The organism is Allobosea sp. P2_B12, assembly GCF_056404835.1.
In genome coordinates this window covers 604,341-625,606 of the sequence record NZ_JBFUDG010000001.1, presented here as the reverse complement: position 1 = coordinate 625,606, position 21,266 = coordinate 604,341, and the positions used below count along the sequence as shown (strand labels likewise).

The following is a 21,266-nucleotide window of genomic DNA, read 5'->3' as shown; positions in this document are numbered from 1 at the left end:
GCACAGGGCCGGGGGCGTCGTCGGAATTCGAGGGACGGCCGGGTTTTATGAGCCCGTGTCGTCCCTCCCCCTCAAATCCTCACGCGCCGCCGCACTTACCGGTCTTGATGTTGAAGTTGCCGCACTTCTTCTCGACCCAATCGCCGATCAGGTCCTTGGAACCGTCGAGCTCCTTGGACCAGGCGTCGCCGGCGACGAGACCGGTCTTGGAGACCACGTCGAACTGGCCGTCGGCCTTGATCTCGCCGATCAGGACGGGCTTGGTGATGTGGTGGTTCGGAAGCATCTTCGAGATGCCGCCGGTCAGGTTCGGCGCCTCGATGCCCGGCAGGGCGTCGATGACCTTGTCGGGATCGAAGCTCTTGGCCTTCTCGACGGCCTTCACCCACATGGCGAAGCCGATGACATGGGCCTCCATCGGGTCGTTGGTGACGGCCTTGTCGTTCTTCTTGTAGGCCTTCCACTGCTTGATGAAGGCCTCGTTCTCGGGCGTCTTGACCGACTGGAAGTAGTTCCACGCGGCGAGATGGCCGAGCAGCGGCTTTGTGTCGATGCCGGCGAGCTCTTCCTCGCCGACCGAGAACGCCACGACCGGGATGTCGGTCGCCTTGACGCCCTGGTTGCCGAGTTCCTTGTAGAACGGCACGTTGGCGTCACCGTTGATGGTCGAGACCACGGCGGTCTTCTTGCCGGCGGTGCCGAACTTCTTGATGTCGGAGACGATCGTCTGCCAGTCGGAATGACCGAACGGCGTGTAGTTGATCATGATGTCCTCGGACTTGACGCCCTTGGACTTCAGATAGGCCTCGAGGACCTTGTTGGTCGTGCGCGGATAGACGTAGTCGGTGCCGGCGAGGACCCAGCGCTGGACCTTCTCCTCCTTGGCGAGATAGTCGACCGCGGGAATGGCCTGCTGGTTCGGGGCTGCGCCGGTGTAGAACACGTTGCGCTCGCTCTCCTCGCCCTCGTACTGGACGGGGTAGAACAGGATCGAGTTCAGCTCCTTGAAGACCGGCAGGACCGACTTGCGCGAGACCGATGTCCAGCAGCCGAACACGGCCGAGACCTTGTCCTTGGTGATCAGCTCGCGGGCCTTCTCGGCGAAGAGCGGCCAGTTGGAAGCGGGATCGACCACGACGGCCTCGAGCTTCTTGCCGAGCACGCCGCCCTTCTTGTTCTGCTCGTCGATGAGCATGAGCATGACGTCCTTCAACGTCGTCTCGGAAATCGCCATCGTGCCCGAGAGCGAGTGGAGGATGCCGACCTTGATGGTCTCCTGCGCCGCTGCCGGCAGGTAGGAGCCCAGAACAGTGGCGCCCGCGAGAGCGGCGCCCAAAATAACGCGACGTGTGGTGTTCACGGACATATCCCCCGAACCATCCCTGGTTTGCCGCGCCCTTGAGTGGGCGGCGGCGGGCCTCCCCGGCCCGAGGCAGGCGGCTCGCAAGCGACGTGCCAACGGCACAACCAGACGTTACGGAACGACAAGTCTGTGCCGGATGACGCTTTCTAACGGCATTTCCTGCGGCGAGAGACCGGGGACACGCAAAAATCATGCGACGCACTGAGATATGATGAAATTATAGGCAGTCATGCCGGCGTTAAAATGAGCAGTGCCGCGCAATGTACCGTTTCCGGCGTTCCCGCCGCCTGTTGCAGCCTAGCCGGCAGCGCGTTTTTTGACATTTACGCGGGGCCGAGAATCGCCCTAGCCTGATCTTGTCGGTAACAACTGAAAGGAGGTGATCCAGTGTCTCATTGTCATCAGCCGCTGGTTCAAAGCGGGTGGACCTGGACTCTTTCCAAGTGGGGGTCTTGTTCCGCGTGAGCTTTTGAATCTTCAGGCCCGGTTACCGGGGCTGCGGTTCGACAATGGAAGGGCTGCCCGAAAGGGCGGCCCTTCTTTCTTTTCCGATGCTGCAGGGGAGCCATTCGACGCAGCTTCTGGTATCGCGGCGATGCGCATGCCACATCAGGAGCATGATCATGACTCCAAGCATTATCGAGAGCCGCAGCGTTGTCCGCGCCTGAACCAAGCCGCGAGGCGATCCTCGACTTCATCGAATCCGAGCGGCAGGCCGGGCGCGAGGTCGGCCGCCGCGAGATCGCCAAGGCTTTCGGTCTGTCGGGCGGCGGCAAGATCTGGCTGAAGCGCCTCCTCAAGGAACTCGAGGAAGAAGGCGAGACCGGCGGCGACGGCGTCGAACGGCCGGTGCATCCGCGCGGCGTGCTGCCGCCCGTGCTGCTCTGCGAGATCAAGGGCAAGGACCGCGACGGCGACCTTTATGCCGCGCCGCTGGAGTGGAACGAGGCCGATCAGGGCACGCCGCCGAAGATATTGATCGAGCGGCAGCGCGAGTTCCGGGCCAAGCGCCACGCCGCACCGGCGCCGGGCGTGGGTGACCAGGTCCTGCTCAAGCTGACGCGCCTTAAGGGCGTCGACGGTTATTCCTATTCCGGCCGCGTGCTGAAGGTGATGGGCAAGGGCAAGGCGCAGGTGCTCGGTATCTTTCGCGCCCTGCCCGACGGCTCCGGTCGGCTGATCCCGATCGACAAGAAGGCGCAGGGGCGCGAAGCGCTGATCCCCAAGGGCCAGACCGGCGATGCTGAGGATGGCGACCTCGTCTCGGTGGCGCTGCGCAGCGAGAGCCGCTTCGGCCCGCCCGAGGCGCAGGTGCGCGAGCGGCTGGGCTCGATCAAGTCGGAGCGCGCCGTCAGCCTGATCGCGATCCATGCCCATGGCATCCCGAACATCTTCCAGCCGGCGACGATTGCCGAGGCGGAGGCCGTCAAGCCCGCCGGCACGGCTGGACGCGATGACTGGCGCGACCTGGCCTTGATCACGATCGACCCGGCCGACGCCAAGGACCATGACGACGCGGTCCATGCCGCGCCCGACGCCGATCCGGACAACGCCGGCGGCCATGTCGTCACCGTGGCGATCGCCGATGTCGCGGCCTATGTCCTGCCGGGGTCATCGCTGGACAGGGAAGCGCTGGAGCGCGGCAACTCGGTCTATTTCCCCGATCGCGTCGTGCCGATGCTGCCCGAGCGCATCTCCAACGATCTCTGTTCGCTGCGCGAGGGCGAGGACCGGCCGGCGCTGGCGGTCAGGCTCGTGCTGAAGGCCGACGGCTCGAAGAAGAGCCACTCTTTCCACCGCATCCTGATGCGCTCGGCCGCGAAGTTGTCCTACCAGCAGGCGCAGGCCGCGATCGATGGCCAGGGCGACGAGAAGGCGATGGCGGTTCGCGAGACCATCCTGATGCCACTCTGGGCGGCCTATGGCGTCGCGTCGCGGGCCCGCGATGCGCGCCAGCCGCTTGATCTCGACCTGCCGGAGCGCAAGCTGATCCTCAAAGCCGACGGTTCGGTCGATCGCGTCATCGTTCCCGAGCGGCTGGCAGCCCACAAGCTGATCGAGGAGTTCATGATCCTCGCCAACGTCGCCGCTGCCGAGACGCTGGAGAAAGCCGGCAGCCAGCTGATCTACCGCTGCCATGACGAGCCCTCTGTCGAGAAGATGCGGGCGCTCGGCGAGGTGCTGGCCTCGATCGGCATCAAACTGCCGAAGGATGGCGCGCTGCGGCCGGTGCTGTTCAACCGCATCCTGGGGATGATCAAGGGCTCGGAGAACGAGACCTTCATCAATGAGGTCGTGCTGCGAACTCAGGCCCAGGCCGAATATGTCGCCGAAAATTACGGCCATTTCGGCCTGAACCTGCGCCGCTACGCCCATTTCACCTCGCCGATCCGGCGCTATGCTGATCTCATCGTCCATCGCGCCCTGATCTCGTCCCAGAAATTCGGCGATGACGGCCTACCCAAAGGCACGACGCTCGAGGCGCTTCGCGAGGTCTCGACCCGGATCTCGGCGGCCGAGCGCCGCGCCATGGCCGCCGAGCGCGAGACCACCGACCGGCTGATCGCGCATTTCCTCGCCGACCAGATCGGCTCCTCCTTCGACGGGCGCATCGGCGGCGTCCATCGCGCCGGGCTCTTCATCAAGCTCGATGGCACCGGCGCCGACGGCTTCATTCCGGCCTCGACGCTGGGCGCCGACTATTACCGCTATGACGAGGCCGTCCATGCCCTGATCGGCGAGCGCACCGGCGAGAGCTTTCGGCTCGGCGACCGGGTCCATATCAAGCTGGTCGAGGCAGCACCGGTCGCGGGAGCGCTGCGCTTCGAGCTGCTCTCGGAGGGGCGCCAGGGCGCTGTGCGCTCCGCTGTCCGGGCCAGCCGCGGTGCCTTGTCGGGAGCAGGCCGGCCGGCCTCGCCCTTCGGGCCGGGCAGGACTGGCGCAGGGAAAAGTGGTGCGGGGAAAAGCGGACCCGGCCGGCCCGGCGCCGGCAAGCCGGGACGCGGCAAATCCGGCAAACCGAAGACGGGCAAGAGGCGCTGATGGCGGTCCAGATCCATACCTCCGCCGGCGCTCCACCAGAGCGGGACTGGCGCAGCGCAATCGGCAACGGCCTGAAGGGTCGATGCCCAGCTTGCGGCCAGGGCCGCCTGTTCAGGGGCTTCCTGAAGCCGGTCGATACCTGCGCCGCCTGCGGCGAACCGATGCACTATCAACGCGCCGACGATTTGCCGCCCTATGTCGTGATCACCATCGTCGGCCACATCATCGTGGGCGGCATCCTGCTCGCCGAGAAATATGCCGACTGGTCGATGGGACTGCATATGGCGATCTGGCCCGCGCTGACCGTGGTGCTGTCGCTGCTGCTGATGCAGCCGGTCAAGGGCGGCGTCATCGGCCTGCAATGGGCGATGCGGATGCATGGCTTCGGCGGTGTATCCGACGCGGCCGAGCGCCAGCCCCTTCCTCCAACGGTCCGTCCATCATGAACGATCACGCCGTCACCCTGACCCAGGCCGAACGCGTCCGTGTCGCCAGCAACATCCGCCCCAGGGATGCCGCGACGATGATGATCCTGGATCGCAGCGCCGCCAAGCCGCGCATCCTGATGGGTAAGCGCCATCCCGGCCACAAGTTCATGCCGGGCAAATACGTCTTCCCCGGCGGCCGCGTCGATCCGGGCGACCGCCGGATGATGGCGACCGGCGCACTCGCGCAGATCTGCGAGGACAGGCTCTGCGCGCGCACCGTGCGACCGACCTCTTCCAAGGCGCGGGCGCTGGCCTTGGCCGCGATCCGCGAGACCTTCGAGGAGACCGGTCTGCTCTTCGGTTCGCCCGACTATGGGGCGCCGGAGAGGCCCCCTGCCGGAAGCTGGAGCGAGTTTGCCGGCCACGGCATCTACCCGGATCTCTCCGCCGTCTCCTTCGTGGCCCGCGCCATCACGCCTCCGCGCCGGCCGAAGCGCTTCGACACGCGCTTCTTCACGGTCGACGCCTCTGCCAGCACCAAGCGAATCGAGAATGTCGTCGGCCCCGATTCGGAGCTGATCGATCTGGTCTGGGTGGATTTCGAGGAAGCCAAGCTGCTCGACCTGCCGACCATCACCAAGGTGATCATCCAGGAGGTCGAGGTCCGCATCGCCGGGGGCTTCGCGCCCTACCTGCCGGTCCCCTTCTTCTGGGAGAAGAAGGGGAGCTTCGTGCGCGAGGAACTCTGACGGCGGGCTGTACTGCGCCAAGCTGCGAAACCGCAGCGCGCCGCGCCATTCTTTCTTGACTTCGACGGGCCTTTGCGGCATTCCGACGCCCGACGGTTTGCCGGGCTCGCCCGGCCTTTATCATTTCCCGTGGGCCTCACCAGCCCCACATGGTTCGAGGATATCCCCATGGCCAAGGCCGTGACCATCAAGATCAAGCTGCTTTCGACCGCCGACACCGGCTACTTCTACGTGACGAAGAAGAACTCGCGCACGATGACGGAGAAGATGTCGATGAAGAAGTACGACCCCGTCGCGCGCAAGCACGTCGAGTTCAAGGAAACCAAGATCAAGTAAGGCGATTTCGCCTGTTGATTTGGCTCGCCATTCAAAACCGCCCTCTCCCGGGCGGTTTTTTGTTGTCCATCCTCGGAAAGACCGCGACGACATGAGCATCGACCGGACCCGCCGCCCCGTCAGCGCCCGCGACAAGGCCGAAGCGCTGTTCTCCGCAGCCACGCCGAAGGTGGCGCCTCCCGCCGTGAAGCGGCCGGCGGTGCCCGGCGCGCGGGAACTCGTGTCGCTGCGCATCGACAGCGACGTTCTCGAACACTTCCAGAGCGAAGGCCCCGGCTGGCAGGATCGCGTCAACGATGCCCTTCGGCGCGCGGCCGGTCTCTAGGCCCGCCTCGCGCTTCCGACAGCCTTTGGCCGGCGGCCTTAGTAGGACGGCTTCGGCACGAACAGGCAGAACGGTCTCTGCGACGGCGCGATCACCGTGCCGGTCAGCGTTCCCCCGCTGCGGCAGATGTGAAAACGCCCGTCCCTGGAGACGCGCGTCGCCTTTTCGGGGACGAAATGTCCGTCATGGGTCAGGTAGCCGCCGGGCACGATGCGCGGATCAGGCTCTCTTGCGTCGACGTCCAGCCCCATGGGCCAGCAATCGCGGTCGCTGCAGCAGTCATAGGGGTACCAACTATGCGCGTAGACAAGCCCTCCACCCCACGGTGATGCCGTGAGGCAGAGCGCCAATGCGAAAATACGCATGGGTCGCTCCAGTGATTGAGGATGTCAGGCCAGCATCTTCGCATCCACAAGGAGGGTGCGAATCGTCATCAGGATATCATGCAATACCGGGGGGCGGGGATAGACATGCTGCATCGCAACATGGAACGACGCCGCCGGCTCGTGCCAGGCCGGCGGATTTTCCGGCGAATGCGGCGAATATGTCACTCTCGCGCGCGGATATCGATGCCAAACTTGAATTACGAGCCGGTCCTGACCAGTTGTGACCAGTTGCGCGGAAGTATGGTCGCCTCGTTGCATTGCCAGAACGCTCGCGCGCCGGCCCATGCCTTGACCTACCCCTCGTCTTAACCGCCCTCCTCGGCCCAACACCTTCGGAACCCATCGCAGTGACCATCGGCGACCGGAAGCCCACCCATCATAGCGGCTCACATGGGCCGCTGAGGCGCATGCTGAAGCTGATCGTCGAGATCGACTCGTCGCGCTTCCTGGGCAATCGCGTCGGCGCTGCCCTGCTGCTGGTTGGAATTCTGGCGGTCTTCGGCGCCATCGGTTACGGGCTGCCGGCCCTGCTCTCGCGCTATTTCCAAGGCTGAGAAGTGGGCACGTGACACGTAGCATGTGAGAGGTGGCCGGCCGGCGGCGGTTCTGAGGAGGCCAGACTATCCGCAACCGACCGGCCGAGCCCTCCGGTTTCCCAGGAGATGCGGCGGACCTGAGCACCCGAGGGGCGTCGCGAGGCAGCGGAAATATCGCTGCGTCACAAAGACCCTTGCAGCCGGGCGCAGCCGAATCAATCGAATACCATCGATTCACCAATGTTCATCGATGCTTAACCTTACCGCGTAACCAGTCGATGCTTGCGCGCGAGCAGAACTCGGGTTTGAGCAGCGTTCGGCGTCAGGCCGCGTTGGCAGCGATGACGCGGTTGCGGCCGCTCGCCTTGGCCCGGTACAGCGCGTCATCGGCACGCTTCATGATCTCGGCGGGCGAGACGTCGCCGGCGCGGCGGCTCGAGACGCCGATGGAAACCGTCACGGGGATCGTGCGCGCATTGCCCTGGATGCCGAAGGGATCGGCCTCGACGCGTTCGCGGATGCGTTCGGCGACGGCATAGGCGGCATCGAGCGCCGTATCGGGCAGCACCACGACGATCTCCTCGCCGCCCATCCGGGCGACGAGATCGATGCCGCGCGTGCAGGCGCGGACCCGGTCGGCGAATTCGCGCAGGACCTCGTCGCCGGCATCGTGGCCCCAGCTGTCGTTGACGGATTTGAAGCGGTCGATGTCGAGGACGAGCAAGGCCAGAGACCGCGCCCGCAGCGCCGATTCATCGAACATCGACGCCATGCGGGTATCCATGTAGCGGCGATTATGCAGACCGGTGAGCTGGTCCATCACGGCCATCTCCATCGAGGACTGCACGCTGTCGCGCAGCTTCTCGGTAAAGCGCTTGCGGCGGACCTGCGTGCGGACGCGGGCCACCAGTTCGTTGCGATCGATCGGCCGGATCAGGAAATCATGCGCGCCGATCTCGAGACCGCGCAGGATGCGGGTGCGATCCTCGGCCTCGCCCATCATCAGGACGGAGACATTGCGGGTGCGCTCCAGCGAGCGGAGCTGGCTGCACAGGCGCAGCCCGTCGTATCCGTTGAGATCGAGGCTCACGACGACGCTGTCGAATTCGCCCTCGACGGCGCGCAAAAGCGCCTGCTGCGGGTCAGGCTCGATCTCGACCACATGGAAGGCCGACAGCGCGGTTTCCAGGCGTTCGCTCACCCTCGGCCGGTCCTCGACCAGCAGGATGCGGCCGTTCAGCCCGGTTTCCAGGGCCGCAGCGGCCAGCGGATCGGCGATGCCGAGCCGACGCGAGGCCAGCGCGCGGTTGCGCAGCTCGTCGGTCATCGATTTCAGCCGGACCAGGCTGCGCACGCGGGCAAACAGCGCAGTGTCGTCGAGCGGCTTGGTCAGGAAATCGTCGGCGCCGGCGTCGAGCCCTTTCAGCCGGTCGCCCGGCTGGTCGAGCGCGGTCACCATCACGACCGGAATATGTGCGGTCGTCGCCGCGTTCTTGAGGCGGCGGCAGACCTCGAAGCCGTTCATGCCAGGCATCATCACGTCGAGCAGGACGATGTCGGTCTCGCCGCGCTCGCAGATCGCCAGGGCATCGGGCCCGTTGAGCGCGGTCTCGACGTCGAAATACTCAGCCGAAAGCTTCGCTTCCAGAAGCTTTACGTTGGTGACGATGTCGTCGACGACAAGAACGCGCGCTGACATGGGTTTACTTTCAGAGGCTCAGGCTGTGCCGGCATAGGCGCGGACGGTCTCCAGGAACTTCGCGACCGAGATCGGCTTCGAGAGATAGGCCTCGCAGCCGCCCTCGCGAATCCGCTCCTCGTCGCCCTTCATCGCGAAGGCCGTGACCGCGATGACGGGAATCGACTTGAGCGTATCGTCCTCCTTGATCCATTTGGTGACCTCGAGCCCCGAAACCTCGGGCAACTGGATGTCCATCAGGATCAGATCGGGATGATGCGCGCGCGCCAGCTCGATCGCCTCGATGCCGTCGGCAGTCTTCAGCGTGGCGTAGCCATGCGCTTCGAGCAGGTCGTTGAAGAGCTTCATGTTGAGCTCGTTATCCTCGACGATCAGAACCGTCTTCATGATGCCGCCCTTCATTTGCGCCACGGACATCCCGGATCGATCCGGATTGTCCAAGCTGGCGGCCTCGTTCAATGATGCTCTAGCATGCGAGCCGTTGACGAAACGCAAACCTGATACGCGACTCGCCCAATACGCGAACGATGGAGCACCCGACGCCATGGCTCGACCGCCCAGCATGGAGGACGCCGAAACGCTGGCTTTGCGGGCGCTGGGCTTCCTCGCGGCTGAGCCGGAGCGGCTCGAGCCGTTCCTGGCGACGACAGGGCTCGGCCCCGCGACGCTGCGGGCCGCAGCGAGCGACCCGGGCTTCCTCGCCGCAGTTCTCGACCATATCAGCGGCAGCGATTCGCTTCTGCTGGAGTTTGCCGGAAATCTGGGCGTGAGTCCGGAGGCGGTGGCGCAGGCCCGCGAGCGGCTCAGCGGGCAGCCCCCCGGCGAGCCGTCTTGAGCGACCTTGTCCCCGCGACAGCTCTACCCGCCGTGGTGCGGCGGGTCCTGTGCCGCGACTGCCTGAGCGACCATGACGGCAGCGCCTCCGAACCACGGCGTTGCCCGGCCTGCGGCTCGCCACGCCTGCTGCGCCACTCCGAGCGCGACGCGTTGAGCCTGGCCCATATCGATTGCGACGCCTTCTATGCGGCGATCGAGAAGCGGGACGATCCGTCCCTGCTCGACAAGCCGGTGATCATCGGCGGCGGCAAGCGCGGCGTCGTCTCGACCGCCTGCTACATCGCCCGGACCTATGGCGTGCGCTCGGCCATGCCGATGTTCAAGGCGCTCAAGGCCTGCCCGGAGGCGATCGTGGTCAAGCCCGACATGGCGAAATATGTCGCGGTCGGCCGGCAGGTGCGCCGATTGATGCAGGAGCTGACGCCGCTGGTCGAGCCGATCTCGATCGACGAGGCCTTCCTCGACCTCGCCGGCACGGAATTGCTGCACCATGCCAGCCCGGCCGTGACGCTGGCGCGCTTCGCCAGGCGGATCGAGACGGAAATCGGAATCACGGTGTCAGTGGGCCTGTCCTATGCCAAGTTTCTGGCGAAGGTCGCGTCCGACATGGACAAGCCGCGCGGCTTCTCCGTCATCGGCCGGGCGGAGGCCGTGGCGTTTCTGGCGGGAAAGCCGGTCGGGCTGATTCCCGGCATCGGACAGGCGAGCGCCGCGAAGCTCGCCGAGGCCGGCTTCCGGCTGATCGGCGACCTGCGCGAGGCTGATGTCGACAAGCTGTTCCGGCTGGCCGGCAAGGATGGTCCGCGGCTGAAGAACCTCGCCAACGGCATCGACACGCGTCGGGTCACTCCCGACCGTGAGACCAAGAGCGTATCCAGCGAGACCACGCTCGACGTCGATCTGTCGCGCTTCGACGAACTCGAACCAGTACTCTGGCGACTCTGCGAGAAGACCTCGAAACGGCTGAAACACCAGGAGCTTGCGGGGCGAACCATCACCCTGAAGCTGAAGACAGCGGATTTCCACTCGATCACCCGCGCCAGCCGCCTGCCGGAGCCGACGCAGCTTGCAGCGCGCCTGTTCGCGGCCGGGCGCGAATTGCTCAAGCGCGAATGCAACGGGCCGCGCTACCGGCTGATCGGCATCGGCGCGAGCGACCTCACCGGACCCGAGGACGCCGACCATGGCGACCTTGCCGATGTCGCGACGCCGCGGCTCAAGGCGATGGAGGGCGCGCTCGACAGCTTGCGCGCCCGCTTCGGCGATGCCGCGATCGGCAAGGGGCTCAGCTTGCGCCTGCCCCAGCGGGCCGGCAGCGGCTCGGCTACTTCCCGCACTCGGCCTGAGGCAGAAGATCCAGACGCGTGAGCGTGCCGAGCAGGGCGAAGCTGCCATAGTCAAGCCTGACGGCGCCGGTGACGCCATTCTCGTAGAGCTCGAAGGAGATGGTGTAGGACGGCGTCGACTCACCCGATCCGACCTTGAAATACGACATCGTCACCGGCCAGCGCGCCAGATTCTCGAATTCGGGCCGCTGCAGGGGGGACTCGGCCGGCTTGGCCTCGACCTTCCGGCCGATCACGGAGAGCGTCTCGTAGAGGTCCTTGCCGCCATTGGCGCCGTCATAGAGCCTGACGTTCAGCGTGTTCTGGCCGGCGCGGGCGGCCTGGATCACCGCCTTCATCTGGGCGTTGGGAAACAGCGCCGCGAGCGGTTCGCGATGGGTCTCGGCCTTCGGCGTGCTCAACTTGACCTCGTAGCCATCGCCGCTCTTGCTGGCGAGGCCATCGACCGTCTCGGTCGGTGCGCCGCTGGCCGAGCTTTCGGTCTTGAAGCGGTAGCTCGCGCCATCGCCGGCCTCGAAGCTGGTCGTGCGCGCATCGATGGTACGCGGCCCGCTCTCGCCGCTCTGGAGCTGCGTGACCTGCCGGAACGACAGGGCGTAGCCCTCGCAGGCATCGCCGGTGAAGTCATAGGCGATGCGGCCGCGGGCCGACTCGACATTCTTGGCGGCCTTGCCGCCGTCGAGCACCAGGTCATAGACGGCGCGGTGCGGCACAAGCACGACGCGGCCCGTGGCTTGCGGCTGGGCCATGGCCGGGCCGATCGCCGACACCGCCGCAACGGCAAGGAGTCCCGCAAGGCCAAATCCTGTCACGCCCAGCCCGTTCATGTTCATGACGACCGCCGCTTTCGTTTCCTGAGGCACCTGAATCTAGGTGCAATGCCGCAATGGCGCAAACAAGGCAGTCCGACACAGCACGGCCCGGCAACCGTCCCTGCCTTGCAAGCATGGCGCCGGTGCTTGCGGCCCGGCCGGGCATCGGCCATGAAAGACATGCGCCTTTGGGCCTGGCTTCGCGCCTCCGAAAGGCTCCTGCCCCCGGTGGAGTTCCCCTGATGAATGCCGTCGACGCCAAGCTTGCCGAACTCGGCATCACCCTGCCCTCGCCCGCCGCTCCGGTGGCGAACTACGTGCCCTATGTCATCACCGGCAATCTGCTGGTGATCTCGGGCCAGATCTGCTTCGGGCTCGACGGCAAGCTCTCCGATGTCCACAAGGGCAAGCTCGGCGCGGAGATCTTCAACGAGGCTGGCCTGGAGGCCGCGCGGCTCTGCGCGATCAACGTGCTCGCCCAGGCCAAGGCCGCGCTCGGCGGCGATCTCAGCCGGATCACGCGTTGCGTCCGCCTCGGCGGCTTCATCAACGCCGCGCCACATTTCGCCGCCCTGCCCGCGATCATGAACGGCGCCTCGGACCTGATGGTCGAGGTGCTCGGCGACAAGGGACGCCATGCCCGCTCGACCATCGGCGTCGCCGAACTTCCGGCCGACGCGGCCGTCGAGGTCGAGGCGATGTTCGAGATCGCCTGATGCGCGACCGGTCCATGAGCGAACATTCGCAGTCCGGGCTGGGCTGGCTGATCGCCCGGCCGATCGCCCATCGCGGCCTGCATGACGCGGCCGCCGGCGTGATCGAGAACAGCATTCCGGCCGCCGAGGCTGCCATCGCCGGGCGCTTCGGTATCGAATGCGACGTTCAGCTCAGCGCCGATGGCGAGGCCATGGTGTTCCATGATTTCGTGCTCGACCGGCTGACGGCGCAGACCGGCAAGGTCGCGTCGCTGAAGGCGGACGCGCTGGCTGCGATGACGCTGAAAGGTAGCGAGGCCAAAATCCCGACGCTGGCGGGTTTTCTCGACCTCATCGCCGGGCGGGTGCCGCTGGTGATCGAGATCAAGAGCCGCTTCGATGGCGACCTCGCGCTGACGCGGCGGGCCGCCGAGATCGTCTCGGGCCGCGCCGGTCAGCCGATCGTCTTCAAGTCGTTCGATCCCGATATCGTGACGGCATTGCGCGATCTGGCGCCTGCGATCCCGCGCGGCATCGTCGCGATGAACGACTATTCCATCTATGACGACTACGCCCATCTCGACGATGCCAAGCGCCACGCCATGGCCAATCTGCTGCATTTCGGCGAGAGCCGGCCGGACTTCCTGTCCTGGAAGGTCGTCGATCTCGAAAGCGCGGCGCCCTATCTCTGCCGCAACGCGCTAGGTATGCCGCTGATGACCTGGACGGTACGCACGCCAGCCGATCGCGAGAAGGCGGCCCGCCACGCCGACCAGATGGTGTTCGAGGGCTTCACGCCTTGAGCACCGGCGAGGGAGGCGACCTTCGGGTCCGCGTCACGACCTCGCTGAAGACCGTGCCGGCCGGGGCCTGGAACGCCTGCGCCAATCCGGGCGCGCTGGGCGAAGCGCTGGGCCTGTCCTGCCAGCCAGTCGCGGCAGGGCTCGACCGCGACAATCCCTTCGTGTCGCATGAATTCCTGCGCGCGCTGGAGGACAGCAAATGCGTCGGCGGGCGCTCGGGCTGGTCGCCGGCCTATCTCCTGGTCGAGGATGGCTCGGGCACGTTGCTGGCCGCCGCGCCGAGCTTTCTCAAGAGCCACAGCCAGGGCGAATACGTCTTCGACCATAGCTGGGCCGACGCCTATGAGCGCGCCGGCGGGCGCTATTATCCCAAGCTACAGGTCGCAGCCCCCTTCACGCCGGCGACGGGGCCGCGCCTGCTGGTCGCCGACGGCCCCAGGTCGGAAGAGGCCCGGGCCGGGCTGATCGCGGGGCTGGAGGCGCTGCGCGACCAGGCCGAAGCCTCGTCGGTCCATGTCACCTTCGCGCAGGAGCCCGACATCGCGGCGCTGCGCGAGGCCGGCTATCTCGAACGGCACGATCTGCAATTCCACTGGAGCAATGAGGGCTTCGCCACTTACGACGATTTCCTCGCGACGCTGGCCTCGCGCAAGCGCAAGGCGCTCAAGCGCGAGCGTCGCGAGGCGCTGTCGGCCGGGATCACGGTGGAGGCCCTGTCGGGCAGCGACCTGACCGAGGCCGTCTGGGACGATTTCCACTCCTTCTACGAGGATACAGGCGCGCGCAAATGGGGCCGCCCCTATCTCAACCGTGCCTTCTTTTCGGCAGTCGGGGCGGCGATGAGCGAGCGCATCGTGCTGGTGATGGCGCGGCGCGCCGGACGTTACATTGCCGGCGCGATCAATTTCCGTGGCGCCAATACGCTCTATGGCCGGAACTGGGGCTGCATCGAGGATCATCCCTTTCTGCATTTCGAGCTCTGCTACCATCAGGCGATCGACTATGCGATCGCGCACAAGCTCGCCCGCGTCGAAGCCGGCGCGCAGGGCGAGCACAAGCTGGCGCGCGGCTACCGGCCCGTGGTGACCCGCTCCTTCCATCATCTTGCCGATCCGGGACTTCGGCGCGCGGTGGCGCATTATCTCGGCGGGGAACGCCAGCAGATCGCGCAAGCACAAGACGCGCTCGCGGCCGAGAGTCCGTTTCGCAAGACGGGGGACACGCATGACTAATGGAACGGCAGCCGCATCACAGGGCAACCCGGCCTCGTTCTGCGGCGATGCGGAACTCGGCTATCTACGCAGCCGCACCGTTTTTGTGCCCGGTGAGGGCCTGAAGCTCGACGAGCCCTATCGTCTCGCCCATCTGCCGCTGGTCGCCCCCCAGCACCCCGGCGTGATCGCCCGGCAGGAGGGCCGCTCCTACGAGATGGGCCGGCATCCGAGGGTGTTTTCAGCCGTTCTGCCGATCGACGAGGCCGCGCTGGCCGCGTCCGAGCCGCTCGCGCGGCTCGATGATGAGATGCGGCGCGCGCCGTTCGCGCGGAAGATTGCCTGGGACATTGTGCCACGACGAGCCGACCGGCTGCATGCGACGCTGTGCGGCACGCTCTCGACCGGGGACGCTCCGGCGATCGACCGGGCCGTGCGCGAGGCGCTTTTCCGTACGGGTCCGTTCCGGGTCGAGCTGCGCGGATTGTTCTCGGGCAACGTCAACCGGGGCCGGCTTTATCTGCGGGCTTATCCCGAGATGCGCGGCGGGGCCAATCCGTTCCAGTCCATCCAGTCGGCATTCGGGCGACAGCCCGGCGATCTCTATCTGGTCGGGCTCTACAACCTGACCGACGACCTCGACGTCGCGGAGACCGAGGCCCTTGCGGCCTTGATCGAGCGCTGGTGGGACGTATCGGTGCTGCGCTTCGGGGCGACAGCGCTCTGGGTGCTCGGCGCCTGCGACGATCTCGTGCTGGATGCCGAATTGGCCGAGGTTCTGCCGCTGCATGGAAGGCCGGCAGGCCCACTGCCGACGCTGCGGCGCTGATACGAGACCTTGACGCGACCGGCCCGGCCGCGACAGGCTGGTGTGCGCCACCACCCCCTCGCCTGCCCCGGATCTCGCATGACCGCCTATGATGACGCCAATGTCTTCGCCAAGATCCTGCGCGGTGAGTTGCCGTCGCACACCGTCTATGAGGACGCCGAGACGCTGGCGATCATGGACATCATGCCGCGCGCCAACGGCCATGTGCTGGTGATCCCGAAGGTCGCCTGCCGGAATGTTTTCGATGCGCCGCCGGATGCGCTGAAGGCGGTCGCGCTGACGACGCAAAAGCTCGCTCGCGCGGTAAAGGCCGCCTTCGATGCCGATGGCGTCACCATCCAGCAGTTCAACGAGGCAGCCGGCGGACAGGTGGTGTTTCACATGCATGTGCATGTCATGCCGCGCCATGAGGGCGTGGCGCTGAGGCCCCATACGGGGTCGATGGAGAAGCTGCATGTGCTGATGGCGAATGCCGACAAGATCAGGGATGCGCTCGACAATCTCTGATCGCTGAAGTCAGCCCGGCAGGAGCCACCACGCCCCGCCGATCAGCGTCGCCTCGCCGGCCAGCACGGCGAGCATCACCCGCCTTCGATCGAACAGCATGACGCCGAGCGTGACCGCCAGTGCCGCGATCCGCAGCGGCAGCGGCACGGCCGCGAGCGCGCCTGGCGGCGTCACGATCAGCTTGGCGACGATGCCGGCCAGCAAGGCGGTCGCCACCGCCCTGACCCAATCGAGCGCCGGTGAATCGGCGTCGATGCGCCGCGAGAAGATGACCGCGAGCCAGCGCCAGATTTCGGTCGGCAACACCGCGAAGAGCAGCAAGGCGAGATAGGGCCAAAGCGGCCCATCAAGCCAGGGAATCGGCTGGGTCATGATTGCTCGGGCCTTGCCCGCTTTCGCGGCCGCAGCGCGAAGGCGACGCTGCCAGCGATCAGGCCGGCCACGATCAGGTCGAAGCCGCCGCCGATGAAGCGGTCGCAGATCGGCGCGAGCGCAAGCCCGAGCACTATCGCCGCGGCATCGCCGCGATGGCGCAGGCCGGCCGAGAGCGAGGCCAAAAAGAAGATCGGCGTCAGGCACATCAGGCCGGCGGCGAACGGAATCGGCAAGGCGCCGATTAGATAGTAGCCGAGAAAGGTTCCGATCGAACTCGTCGCCATGCAGGTGTTGGCGAAGCCCAGGAAGTACACCACCCGCTGCTGCGGCGGCACGTCCGGCAGGCGCCGAAGCCCCTCCGTCCAGGACGTCACGGCGACGTAATGCGCCAGGAGGAGTTGCACCCCGATACCTTGTCCCGGCCGCCGCAGCAGCGGCAGGATCGCGACCGTCATCGGCAGGAAGCGCAGCGAGGCGAAGCCGACCGCGATTGCGATCGCGCTCCAGGCAGCCCCGGCCGCGATCGAGGCGAAGAAGATCACTTGCGACGGGCCGGCCCAGACCAGCATGGTCGACAGCACCGCGACCTCGACGGGATAGCCGACATCGCTGGCGAGCGAGCCGACCCCGATCAGCCCGAAGCCGACGACCCAGGCCGGCAGGGACAGCGCATCGCGCATGCCGGCCAGCGCAACGCGCTTCCAGTCCCGGTCTGGCGGTGGATTCATCATGACTTTCGCGCGGCTGGGGTGTGGGGGCGGTTCGAGGTCCGGTCGGACGAATGGACGACGGTCACCGTTCTAGCTCAGCCCAACGGCATCGCGGGCGCGCCGGTAGCCGAGCGGCCCCGCGCTCCATGCAGGGCATGATTGGTGAAACCTGGCGCTGCAAGCCGGGCCCGAGCGGCAGATCGCGATGCGCGAAGCTCCTTCCTCCCCCACCCTTCGAACAGGAGACGAGATGGGAAGCCTCGATAATCACCGCCTTGACGCGTGAACCAACCGGTACAATTCTTCGCCTGCCATGGGCGTGAACTCGATTCACCGAATAAAGCCCAGGTACCAGTCGGGAGGACATTATGGGATCGTATTCGCGTATCAGCGCCATGGCCCTCGCGACCTTTGTGTCAGCAGGGGCGGTGTCCGCGCAGGAGGCCGCTCCGAAGGACCTGCCGGCCAGGGTCGAGCTCTTTTCCATCCCCACGCTGACTTTGAGCGATAGCCAATTTCTATCTGGTGACCAGAATGCGAAGGCTGCCGTCGTCACGGGCGAGCTGGCCATCGCCCAAGGCAACGGGCGACTGCCCGTCGCCGTCCTGATGCATGGCTCCGGCGGCATCGGAGGGAATGTTCAGTACTGGAAGAGGCTCTTCAACGCGGCCGGCATCTCGACATTCGTCATCGATGGCGTCACGGGACGCGGCTTCACCGGCGTCGGCGACAAGCAGGCGTCGCTCGGGCGTCTGAACTTCATTCTCGATATCTACAAATCCCTTGAAATTCTCGGCAAACATCCACGCGTCGCCCCCGACAAGATCGTCATGGTGGGCTTCTCGCGCGGCGGGCAAGCGGCGCTCTACTCCAGCGTCGAACGCTTCCAGAAACTCTGGAACAAGAGCGGCGTGAATTTCGCGTCCTATGTGGTCTTCTATCCCGACTGCGGAACGACGTACCGGGACGACGACAAGGTCTCAGGCAAGCCGATCCGGATCTTTCACGGCTCACCCGACAACTACAACCCGGTTTCCGCCTGCAAAACCTACATCGCACGCCTGAAACAGGCCGGCGCGGATGTGCAGTTGACGGAGTATCCGAACGCCGAACACGGGTTCGACAATCCCCTGGGCGCCAATCCGCCTGTGCCGACCAAAGCCGATCAGTCGGTGCGGGCGTGCAAAATCCGGGAAAACGAAGGCGCCGTCCTGATCAACGAGGCGACGCAGAAGCCGTTCGCCTATACCGACGACTGCGTCAGCATCGGGCCGACCGTCGGCTTCGATCCCGAGGCGACCAAAGCGGCGACCGCTGCAGTGGCTGAATTCGTGCGCTCGACGGTCAGTACGAAGTAGAGAGCCCGCAAGCCCTCCCCCCGACATCGTCTCGTCAGGCCAAGGCGCCCTCTAGCGCCCGCCCTTGAAGAGGATGCCGATCAGCTCGTTGCCGAAATCGACGAGCTCCTTGGGGATGCCGCCAACGGCCTTCACCGCGAGGTAGATCCCATAGATGAAGGCGGGGACGAGGATCCAGCCGAGGACCTCCTCGAACGCCTTGCGCCGCCGGCGTCGCCGGTCGCGCTTTTCGAACCAGCTCAGCTTTTCCTTGCGCACCGGAGCGGTCCGCTCCGGTGCGGGCTCCGCCGCCTGAGCGAGCAGAGTGTCGGTCTTGCGCCTGAAGAACACGCTCTCAAGCCTTCGTCAGGGGGACCTTGGGGACGGTGCGGACCGAACGCTGCGCCTTGGGCGCCTCGACGGGCGGCTTGCCGCCGCCATCCCCCTTCCCGGCCTTGCCTCCCGCCCCGCCATCGCCTCGGCGGGGACCGGTCGAGGCCGGTTTTGACGTCGATGACGCCTTGGCGCGCGGCTTGCGGGCACGCTGCTCGGCGGCTGCGGCGACATCCTTCTCCGGCTTGGGCTTGACCGGGCCATCGGGGAATTCGAGACCCAGCACCTTGATGCCGGTCTCCGACTGCACCACCACGACCTTGACCGCGCCGCCGTTCTTGAGGCGCCCGAACAGGACCTCGTCGGCCAGCGGCGTCTTGATCGTCTGCTGGATCAAGCGGGCCATCGGCCTTGCGCCCATTGCTTCGTCATAGCCGTTCTCGACCAGCCATTCGCGCGCCTCGTCCGAAAGCTCGATCGTGACGTTGCGATCGGCGAGCTGCGCCTCGAGCTGCAGCACGAACTTGTCGACGACGCGGGCGACGACCGTCTTCGGCAGATGGCCGAAGGAGATCACTGAATCGAGCCGGTTGCGGAATTCCGGCGCGAACAGCTTGTTGATCGCGTCGGTGTCGTCACCCTCGCGCTTCTGGCGCGTGAAGCCATAAGCGTTGCGGGCCATGTCGGCGGCGCCGGCATTGGTGGTCATGATCAGGATGACGTTCCTGAAATCGACCTGCTTGCCGTTGTTGTCGGTCAGCTTGCCATGGTCCATCACCTGCAACAGGATGTTGAACAGGTCCGGATGGGCCTTCTCGATCTCGTCGAGCAGCAGCACGCAATGCGGGTGCTGGTCGATCTGGTCGGTCAGAAGGCCGCCCTGATCGAAGCCGACATAGCCCGGAGGCGCGCCGATCAGCCGCGAAACCGTGTGCCGCTCCATGTATTCGGACATGTCGAAGCGCACCGTCTCGACACCGAGCGACGCCGCGAGCTGGCGGGCGACCTCGGTCTTGCCGACGCCGGTGGGACCCGCGAAGAGATAGCAGCCGATCGGCTTCTCGCCGTCGCGCAGGCCGGCCCGCGCCAGCTTGATCGACGAGGACAACGCCTCGATCGCCTTTTCCTGGCCGTAGACCGTGCGCTTCAGCGTAGTTTCGAGGTTGCGGAGAACCTCGGCGTCATCCTTCGAGACCGTCTTGGCCGGGATGCGCGCCATGGTCGCGATCGCGGCCTCGATCTCCTTCACGCCGATGACCTTCTTGCGCTTGCTCTCGGTCACCAGCATCTGCGAGGCGCCGGTCTCGTCGATCACGTCGATCGCCTTGTCCGGCAACTTGCGGTCATGGATGTAGCGCGCCGAGAGTTCCACCGCTGCCTTGATGGCGTCGTTGGTGTAGCGCAGCTTGTGGAACTCCTCGAAATAGGGCTTCAGCCCCTTGAGGATCTCGATCGCGTCGGGGATCGACGGCTCATTGACGTCGATCTTCTGGAAGCGGCGGACAAGCGCGCGGTCCTTCTCGAAATACTGGCGGTATTCCTTGTAGGTGGTCGAGCCGATGCAGCGCAGCCCGCCGGAGGCGAGCGCGGGCTTGAGCAGGTTGGAGGCATCCATCGCCCCGCCCGAGGTCGCGCCAGCGCCGATCACCGTGTGGATCTCGTCGATGAACATGATCGCCTTGGGATGGGCCTCGATCTCCTTCATCACCTGCTTGAGGCGTTCCTCGAAATCGCCGCGATAGCGCGTGCCGGCCAGCAGTGTGCCCATGTCCAGCGAGAACACGGTCGCGTCCTCCAGCACCTCGGGCACCTCGCCGCGGATGATCTTGAGGGCGAGGCCTTCGGCGATTGCGGTCTTGCCGACGCCGGGCTCGCCGACCAGCAGCGGGTTGTTCTTCTGCCGGCGGCAGAGGATCTGGATGGTGCGCTGAACCTCGGCCTCGCGGCCGATCAGTGGGTCGATGCGGCCGTCGCGCGCCTTGCGGTTGAGGTTGACGCAATAGGCGTCGAGCGCGCTCTCCTTCTTCTTCTTGTCCTTGTCGGCGTCGTTGCCCTGATCGGCGGCACGCGAATCGCGCTGCTGCTCGGGCTCCTCCTCGACGCCGCGGATCGGCCGCGGCTCGCTGGCGCCCGGGCGTTTGGCGATGCCGTGGCTGATGTAGTTGACCGCGTCGTAGCGGGTCATGTCCTGCTCCTGCAGGAAATAGGCGGCGTGGCTCTCGCGCTCGGCGAACATGGCGACGAGCACGTTGGCGCCGGTCACCTCTTCGCGACCCGACGACTGGACATGGATGACGGCGCGCTGGATCACGCGCTGGAAGCCGGCGGTCGGCTTCGAATCGTCGCGCCCGTCGGTAACGAGATTGGCCAGTTCCGCGTCGATGTAATCGACGAGGTTGCGCCTGAGCGTATCGAGATCGACGCTGCAGGCCCGCATCACTGCGGCTGCGTCCTGGTCATCGACCAAGGCGAGCAGCAGATGCTCCAGCGTGGCGTATTCGTGGTGACGTTCGTTGGCGAGCGCCAGGGCGCGGTGAAGCGCCTGTTCGAGACTGCGCGAGAAACTCGGCACGGATTGCGCTCCTATTCCGATTTCGATTGGGTGAG

The 21,266-nt window shown here is 65.9% G+C and carries 23 protein-coding genes; 14 read left to right on the top strand and 9 right to left on the bottom strand.

Translation table 11 applies throughout. The features are described from left to right. Positions 1–79: 79 nt before the first annotated feature. Positions 80–1,336 (bottom strand): urea ABC transporter substrate-binding protein, encoded by a 1,257-nt coding sequence (gene urtA / locus AC1DYU_RS03025; protein WP_476790700.1) that lies wholly within the window; start codon positions 1,334–1,336, stop codon positions 80–82. 681 nt (positions 1,337–2,017) lie between these two features. On the opposite strand from urtA, the gene rnr reads away from it, so the two are divergent. The 5 genes from rnr (at position 2,018) to AC1DYU_RS03000 (ending at position 6,243) form a co-directional block, all read left to right on the top strand. Further along, positions 2,018–4,405, top strand: coding sequence for a ribonuclease R (rnr, locus tag AC1DYU_RS03020; protein WP_476790350.1), 2,388 nt, complete (start codon positions 2,018–2,020; stop codon positions 4,403–4,405). Next, on the top strand, positions 4,405–4,851 hold the full coding sequence (locus AC1DYU_RS03015; protein ID WP_476790349.1) for a DUF983 domain-containing protein: 447 nt from the start codon (positions 4,405–4,407) through the stop codon (positions 4,849–4,851). Before rnr ends, AC1DYU_RS03015 begins: the two co-directional genes overlap by 1 nt. After that, positions 4,848–5,582, top strand: a complete 735-nt coding sequence (locus AC1DYU_RS03010) for an NUDIX hydrolase (protein ID WP_476790348.1) — start codon at positions 4,848–4,850, stop codon at positions 5,580–5,582. The genes AC1DYU_RS03015 and AC1DYU_RS03010 overlap by 4 nt, the downstream gene beginning before the upstream one ends. Positions 5,583–5,750: 168 nt before the next feature. After that, positions 5,751–5,918 carry a 50S ribosomal protein L33 gene (rpmG, locus tag AC1DYU_RS03005; RefSeq protein ID WP_054141277.1) on the top strand — a complete coding sequence of 56 codons (168 nt, stop codon included), beginning with the start codon at positions 5,751–5,753 and terminating at the stop codon, positions 5,916–5,918. A 91-nt stretch (positions 5,919–6,009) separates the two neighbouring features. Next, complete coding sequence (locus AC1DYU_RS03000) at positions 6,010–6,243, top strand: BrnA antitoxin family protein (RefSeq protein ID WP_158486096.1); 234 nt, start codon at positions 6,010–6,012, stop codon at positions 6,241–6,243. A gap of 38 nt (positions 6,244–6,281) precedes the next feature. Here the strand turns inward: AC1DYU_RS03000 and AC1DYU_RS02995 are convergent, their stop codons facing one another. Next, on the bottom strand, positions 6,282–6,608 hold the full coding sequence (locus tag AC1DYU_RS02995; protein WP_476790347.1) for a hypothetical protein: 327 nt from the start codon (positions 6,606–6,608) through the stop codon (positions 6,282–6,284). A gap of 428 nt (positions 6,609–7,036) precedes the next feature. On the opposite strand from AC1DYU_RS02995, the gene AC1DYU_RS02990 reads away from it, so the two are divergent. Beyond that, positions 7,037–7,183: a hypothetical protein gene (locus AC1DYU_RS02990; RefSeq protein ID WP_476790346.1), complete on the top strand. Its 147-nt coding sequence runs from the start codon at positions 7,037–7,039 to the stop codon at positions 7,181–7,183. A gap of 304 nt (positions 7,184–7,487) precedes the next feature. On the opposite strand, the gene AC1DYU_RS02985 is transcribed toward AC1DYU_RS02990, so the two are convergent. After that, the gene (locus AC1DYU_RS02985) at positions 7,488–8,864 is read right to left on the bottom strand and encodes a PleD family two-component system response regulator (RefSeq protein ID WP_158486094.1); all 1,377 of its coding nucleotides are present in this window, start codon (positions 8,862–8,864) and stop codon (positions 7,488–7,490) included. 18 nt (positions 8,865–8,882) lie between these two features. After that, positions 8,883–9,254: a response regulator gene (locus AC1DYU_RS02980; protein ID WP_054208871.1), complete on the bottom strand. Its 372-nt coding sequence runs from the start codon at positions 9,252–9,254 to the stop codon at positions 8,883–8,885. Positions 9,255–9,408: 154 nt separating this feature from the next. Here AC1DYU_RS02980 and AC1DYU_RS02975 point away from each other — a divergent pair, with 154 nt between their 5' ends. After that, complete coding sequence (locus AC1DYU_RS02975) at positions 9,409–9,699, top strand: DUF3572 domain-containing protein (protein WP_158486093.1); 291 nt, start codon at positions 9,409–9,411, stop codon at positions 9,697–9,699. Beyond that, complete coding sequence (locus tag AC1DYU_RS02970; RefSeq protein WP_476790345.1) at positions 9,696–11,069, top strand: DNA polymerase IV; 1,374 nt, start codon at positions 9,696–9,698, stop codon at positions 11,067–11,069. The genes AC1DYU_RS02975 and AC1DYU_RS02970 overlap by 4 nt, the downstream gene beginning before the upstream one ends. On the opposite strand, the gene AC1DYU_RS02965 is transcribed toward AC1DYU_RS02970, so the two are convergent. Beyond that, a complete protein-coding gene (locus AC1DYU_RS02965; RefSeq protein WP_476790344.1) occupies positions 11,026–11,880 on the bottom strand; it encodes a cell envelope integrity EipB family protein in 855 nt (284 codons plus the stop codon). The genes AC1DYU_RS02970 and AC1DYU_RS02965 overlap by 44 nt on opposite strands. Positions 11,881–12,101: 221 nt before the next feature. Here AC1DYU_RS02965 and AC1DYU_RS02960 point away from each other — a divergent pair, with 221 nt between their 5' ends. From AC1DYU_RS02960 to AC1DYU_RS02940, 5 genes are all read left to right on the top strand, one after another. Continuing rightward, positions 12,102–12,575 carry a RidA family protein gene (locus AC1DYU_RS02960; protein ID WP_476790343.1) on the top strand — a complete coding sequence of 158 codons (474 nt, stop codon included), beginning with the start codon at positions 12,102–12,104 and terminating at the stop codon, positions 12,573–12,575. Positions 12,576–12,589: 14 nt separating this feature from the next. Next, entirely contained in the window at positions 12,590–13,357 is a 768-nt protein-coding gene (locus tag AC1DYU_RS02955; RefSeq protein WP_476790342.1) for a glycerophosphodiester phosphodiesterase family protein, read from the top strand. Beyond that, entirely contained in the window at positions 13,354–14,589 is a 1,236-nt protein-coding gene (locus AC1DYU_RS02950) for a GNAT family N-acetyltransferase (RefSeq protein ID WP_476790341.1), read from the top strand. The genes AC1DYU_RS02955 and AC1DYU_RS02950 overlap by 4 nt, the downstream gene beginning before the upstream one ends. Beyond that, complete coding sequence (locus AC1DYU_RS02945; protein ID WP_476790340.1) at positions 14,582–15,397, top strand: hypothetical protein; 816 nt, start codon at positions 14,582–14,584, stop codon at positions 15,395–15,397. The genes AC1DYU_RS02950 and AC1DYU_RS02945 overlap by 8 nt, the downstream gene beginning before the upstream one ends. 78 nt (positions 15,398–15,475) lie before the next feature. Next, on the top strand, positions 15,476–15,904 hold the full coding sequence (locus tag AC1DYU_RS02940) for an HIT family protein (RefSeq protein ID WP_476790339.1): 429 nt from the start codon (positions 15,476–15,478) through the stop codon (positions 15,902–15,904). A 9-nt stretch (positions 15,905–15,913) separates the two neighbouring features. Here AC1DYU_RS02940 and AC1DYU_RS02935 read toward each other — a convergent pair whose 3' ends face one another. Beyond that, positions 15,914–16,276 carry an AzlD domain-containing protein gene (locus AC1DYU_RS02935; RefSeq protein WP_476790338.1) on the bottom strand — a complete coding sequence of 121 codons (363 nt, stop codon included), beginning with the start codon at positions 16,274–16,276 and terminating at the stop codon, positions 15,914–15,916. Then, on the bottom strand, positions 16,273–17,007 hold the full coding sequence (locus AC1DYU_RS02930; protein ID WP_476790337.1) for an AzlC family ABC transporter permease: 735 nt from the start codon (positions 17,005–17,007) through the stop codon (positions 16,273–16,275). Before AC1DYU_RS02930 ends, AC1DYU_RS02935 begins: the two co-directional genes overlap by 4 nt. Before the next feature lie 350 nt (positions 17,008–17,357). Between AC1DYU_RS02930 and AC1DYU_RS02925 the strand changes: the two genes are divergently transcribed. After that, positions 17,358–18,347, top strand: a complete 990-nt coding sequence (locus tag AC1DYU_RS02925; protein WP_476790336.1) for a dienelactone hydrolase family protein — start codon at positions 17,358–17,360, stop codon at positions 18,345–18,347. Positions 18,348–18,398: 51 nt separating this feature from the next. Here the strand turns inward: AC1DYU_RS02925 and AC1DYU_RS02920 are convergent, their stop codons facing one another. Both AC1DYU_RS02920 and clpA read right to left on the bottom strand, forming a co-directional pair. Then, entirely contained in the window at positions 18,399–18,677 is a 279-nt protein-coding gene (locus AC1DYU_RS02920; protein WP_476790335.1) for a hypothetical protein, read from the bottom strand. Between the two features lie 4 nt (positions 18,678–18,681). Beyond that, on the bottom strand, positions 18,682–21,231 hold the full coding sequence (gene clpA / locus AC1DYU_RS02915; protein ID WP_476790334.1) for an ATP-dependent Clp protease ATP-binding subunit ClpA: 2,550 nt from the start codon (positions 21,229–21,231) through the stop codon (positions 18,682–18,684). Positions 21,232–21,266 lie beyond the last annotated feature (35 nt).

Excerpts from the sequence above, each read along its gene's own strand:
- AC1DYU_RS03015 (WP_476790349.1), top strand. The coding sequence starts at position 4,405 with ATGGCGGTCCAGATCCATACCTCCGCCGGCGCTCCACCAGAGCGGGAC.
- AC1DYU_RS03010 (WP_476790348.1), top strand. The coding sequence starts at position 4,848 with ATGAACGATCACGCCGTCACCCTGACCCAGGCCGAACGCGTCCGTGTC.
- rpmG (WP_054141277.1), top strand. The coding sequence starts at position 5,751 with ATGGCCAAGGCCGTGACCATCAAGATCAAGCTGCTTTCGACCGCCGAC.
- AC1DYU_RS03000 (WP_158486096.1), top strand. The coding sequence starts at position 6,010 with ATGAGCATCGACCGGACCCGCCGCCCCGTCAGCGCCCGCGACAAGGCC.
- AC1DYU_RS02995 (WP_476790347.1), bottom strand. The coding sequence starts at position 6,608 with ATGCGTATTTTCGCATTGGCGCTCTGCCTCACGGCATCACCGTGGGGT.
- AC1DYU_RS02990 (WP_476790346.1), top strand. The coding sequence starts at position 7,037 with ATGCTGAAGCTGATCGTCGAGATCGACTCGTCGCGCTTCCTGGGCAAT.
- AC1DYU_RS02985 (WP_158486094.1), bottom strand. The coding sequence starts at position 8,864 with ATGTCAGCGCGCGTTCTTGTCGTCGACGACATCGTCACCAACGTAAAG.
- AC1DYU_RS02975 (WP_158486093.1), top strand. The coding sequence starts at position 9,409 with ATGGCTCGACCGCCCAGCATGGAGGACGCCGAAACGCTGGCTTTGCGG.
- AC1DYU_RS02965 (WP_476790344.1), bottom strand. The coding sequence starts at position 11,880 with ATGAACATGAACGGGCTGGGCGTGACAGGATTTGGCCTTGCGGGACTC.
- AC1DYU_RS02960 (WP_476790343.1), top strand. The coding sequence starts at position 12,102 with ATGAATGCCGTCGACGCCAAGCTTGCCGAACTCGGCATCACCCTGCCC.
- AC1DYU_RS02955 (WP_476790342.1), top strand. The coding sequence starts at position 12,590 with ATGAGCGAACATTCGCAGTCCGGGCTGGGCTGGCTGATCGCCCGGCCG.
- AC1DYU_RS02945 (WP_476790340.1), top strand. The coding sequence starts at position 14,582 with ATGACTAATGGAACGGCAGCCGCATCACAGGGCAACCCGGCCTCGTTC.
- AC1DYU_RS02940 (WP_476790339.1), top strand. The coding sequence starts at position 15,476 with ATGACCGCCTATGATGACGCCAATGTCTTCGCCAAGATCCTGCGCGGT.
- AC1DYU_RS02935 (WP_476790338.1), bottom strand. The coding sequence starts at position 16,276 with ATGACCCAGCCGATTCCCTGGCTTGATGGGCCGCTTTGGCCCTATCTC.
- AC1DYU_RS02930 (WP_476790337.1), bottom strand. The coding sequence starts at position 17,007 with ATGAATCCACCGCCAGACCGGGACTGGAAGCGCGTTGCGCTGGCCGGC.
- AC1DYU_RS02925 (WP_476790336.1), top strand. The coding sequence starts at position 17,358 with ATGGGATCGTATTCGCGTATCAGCGCCATGGCCCTCGCGACCTTTGTG.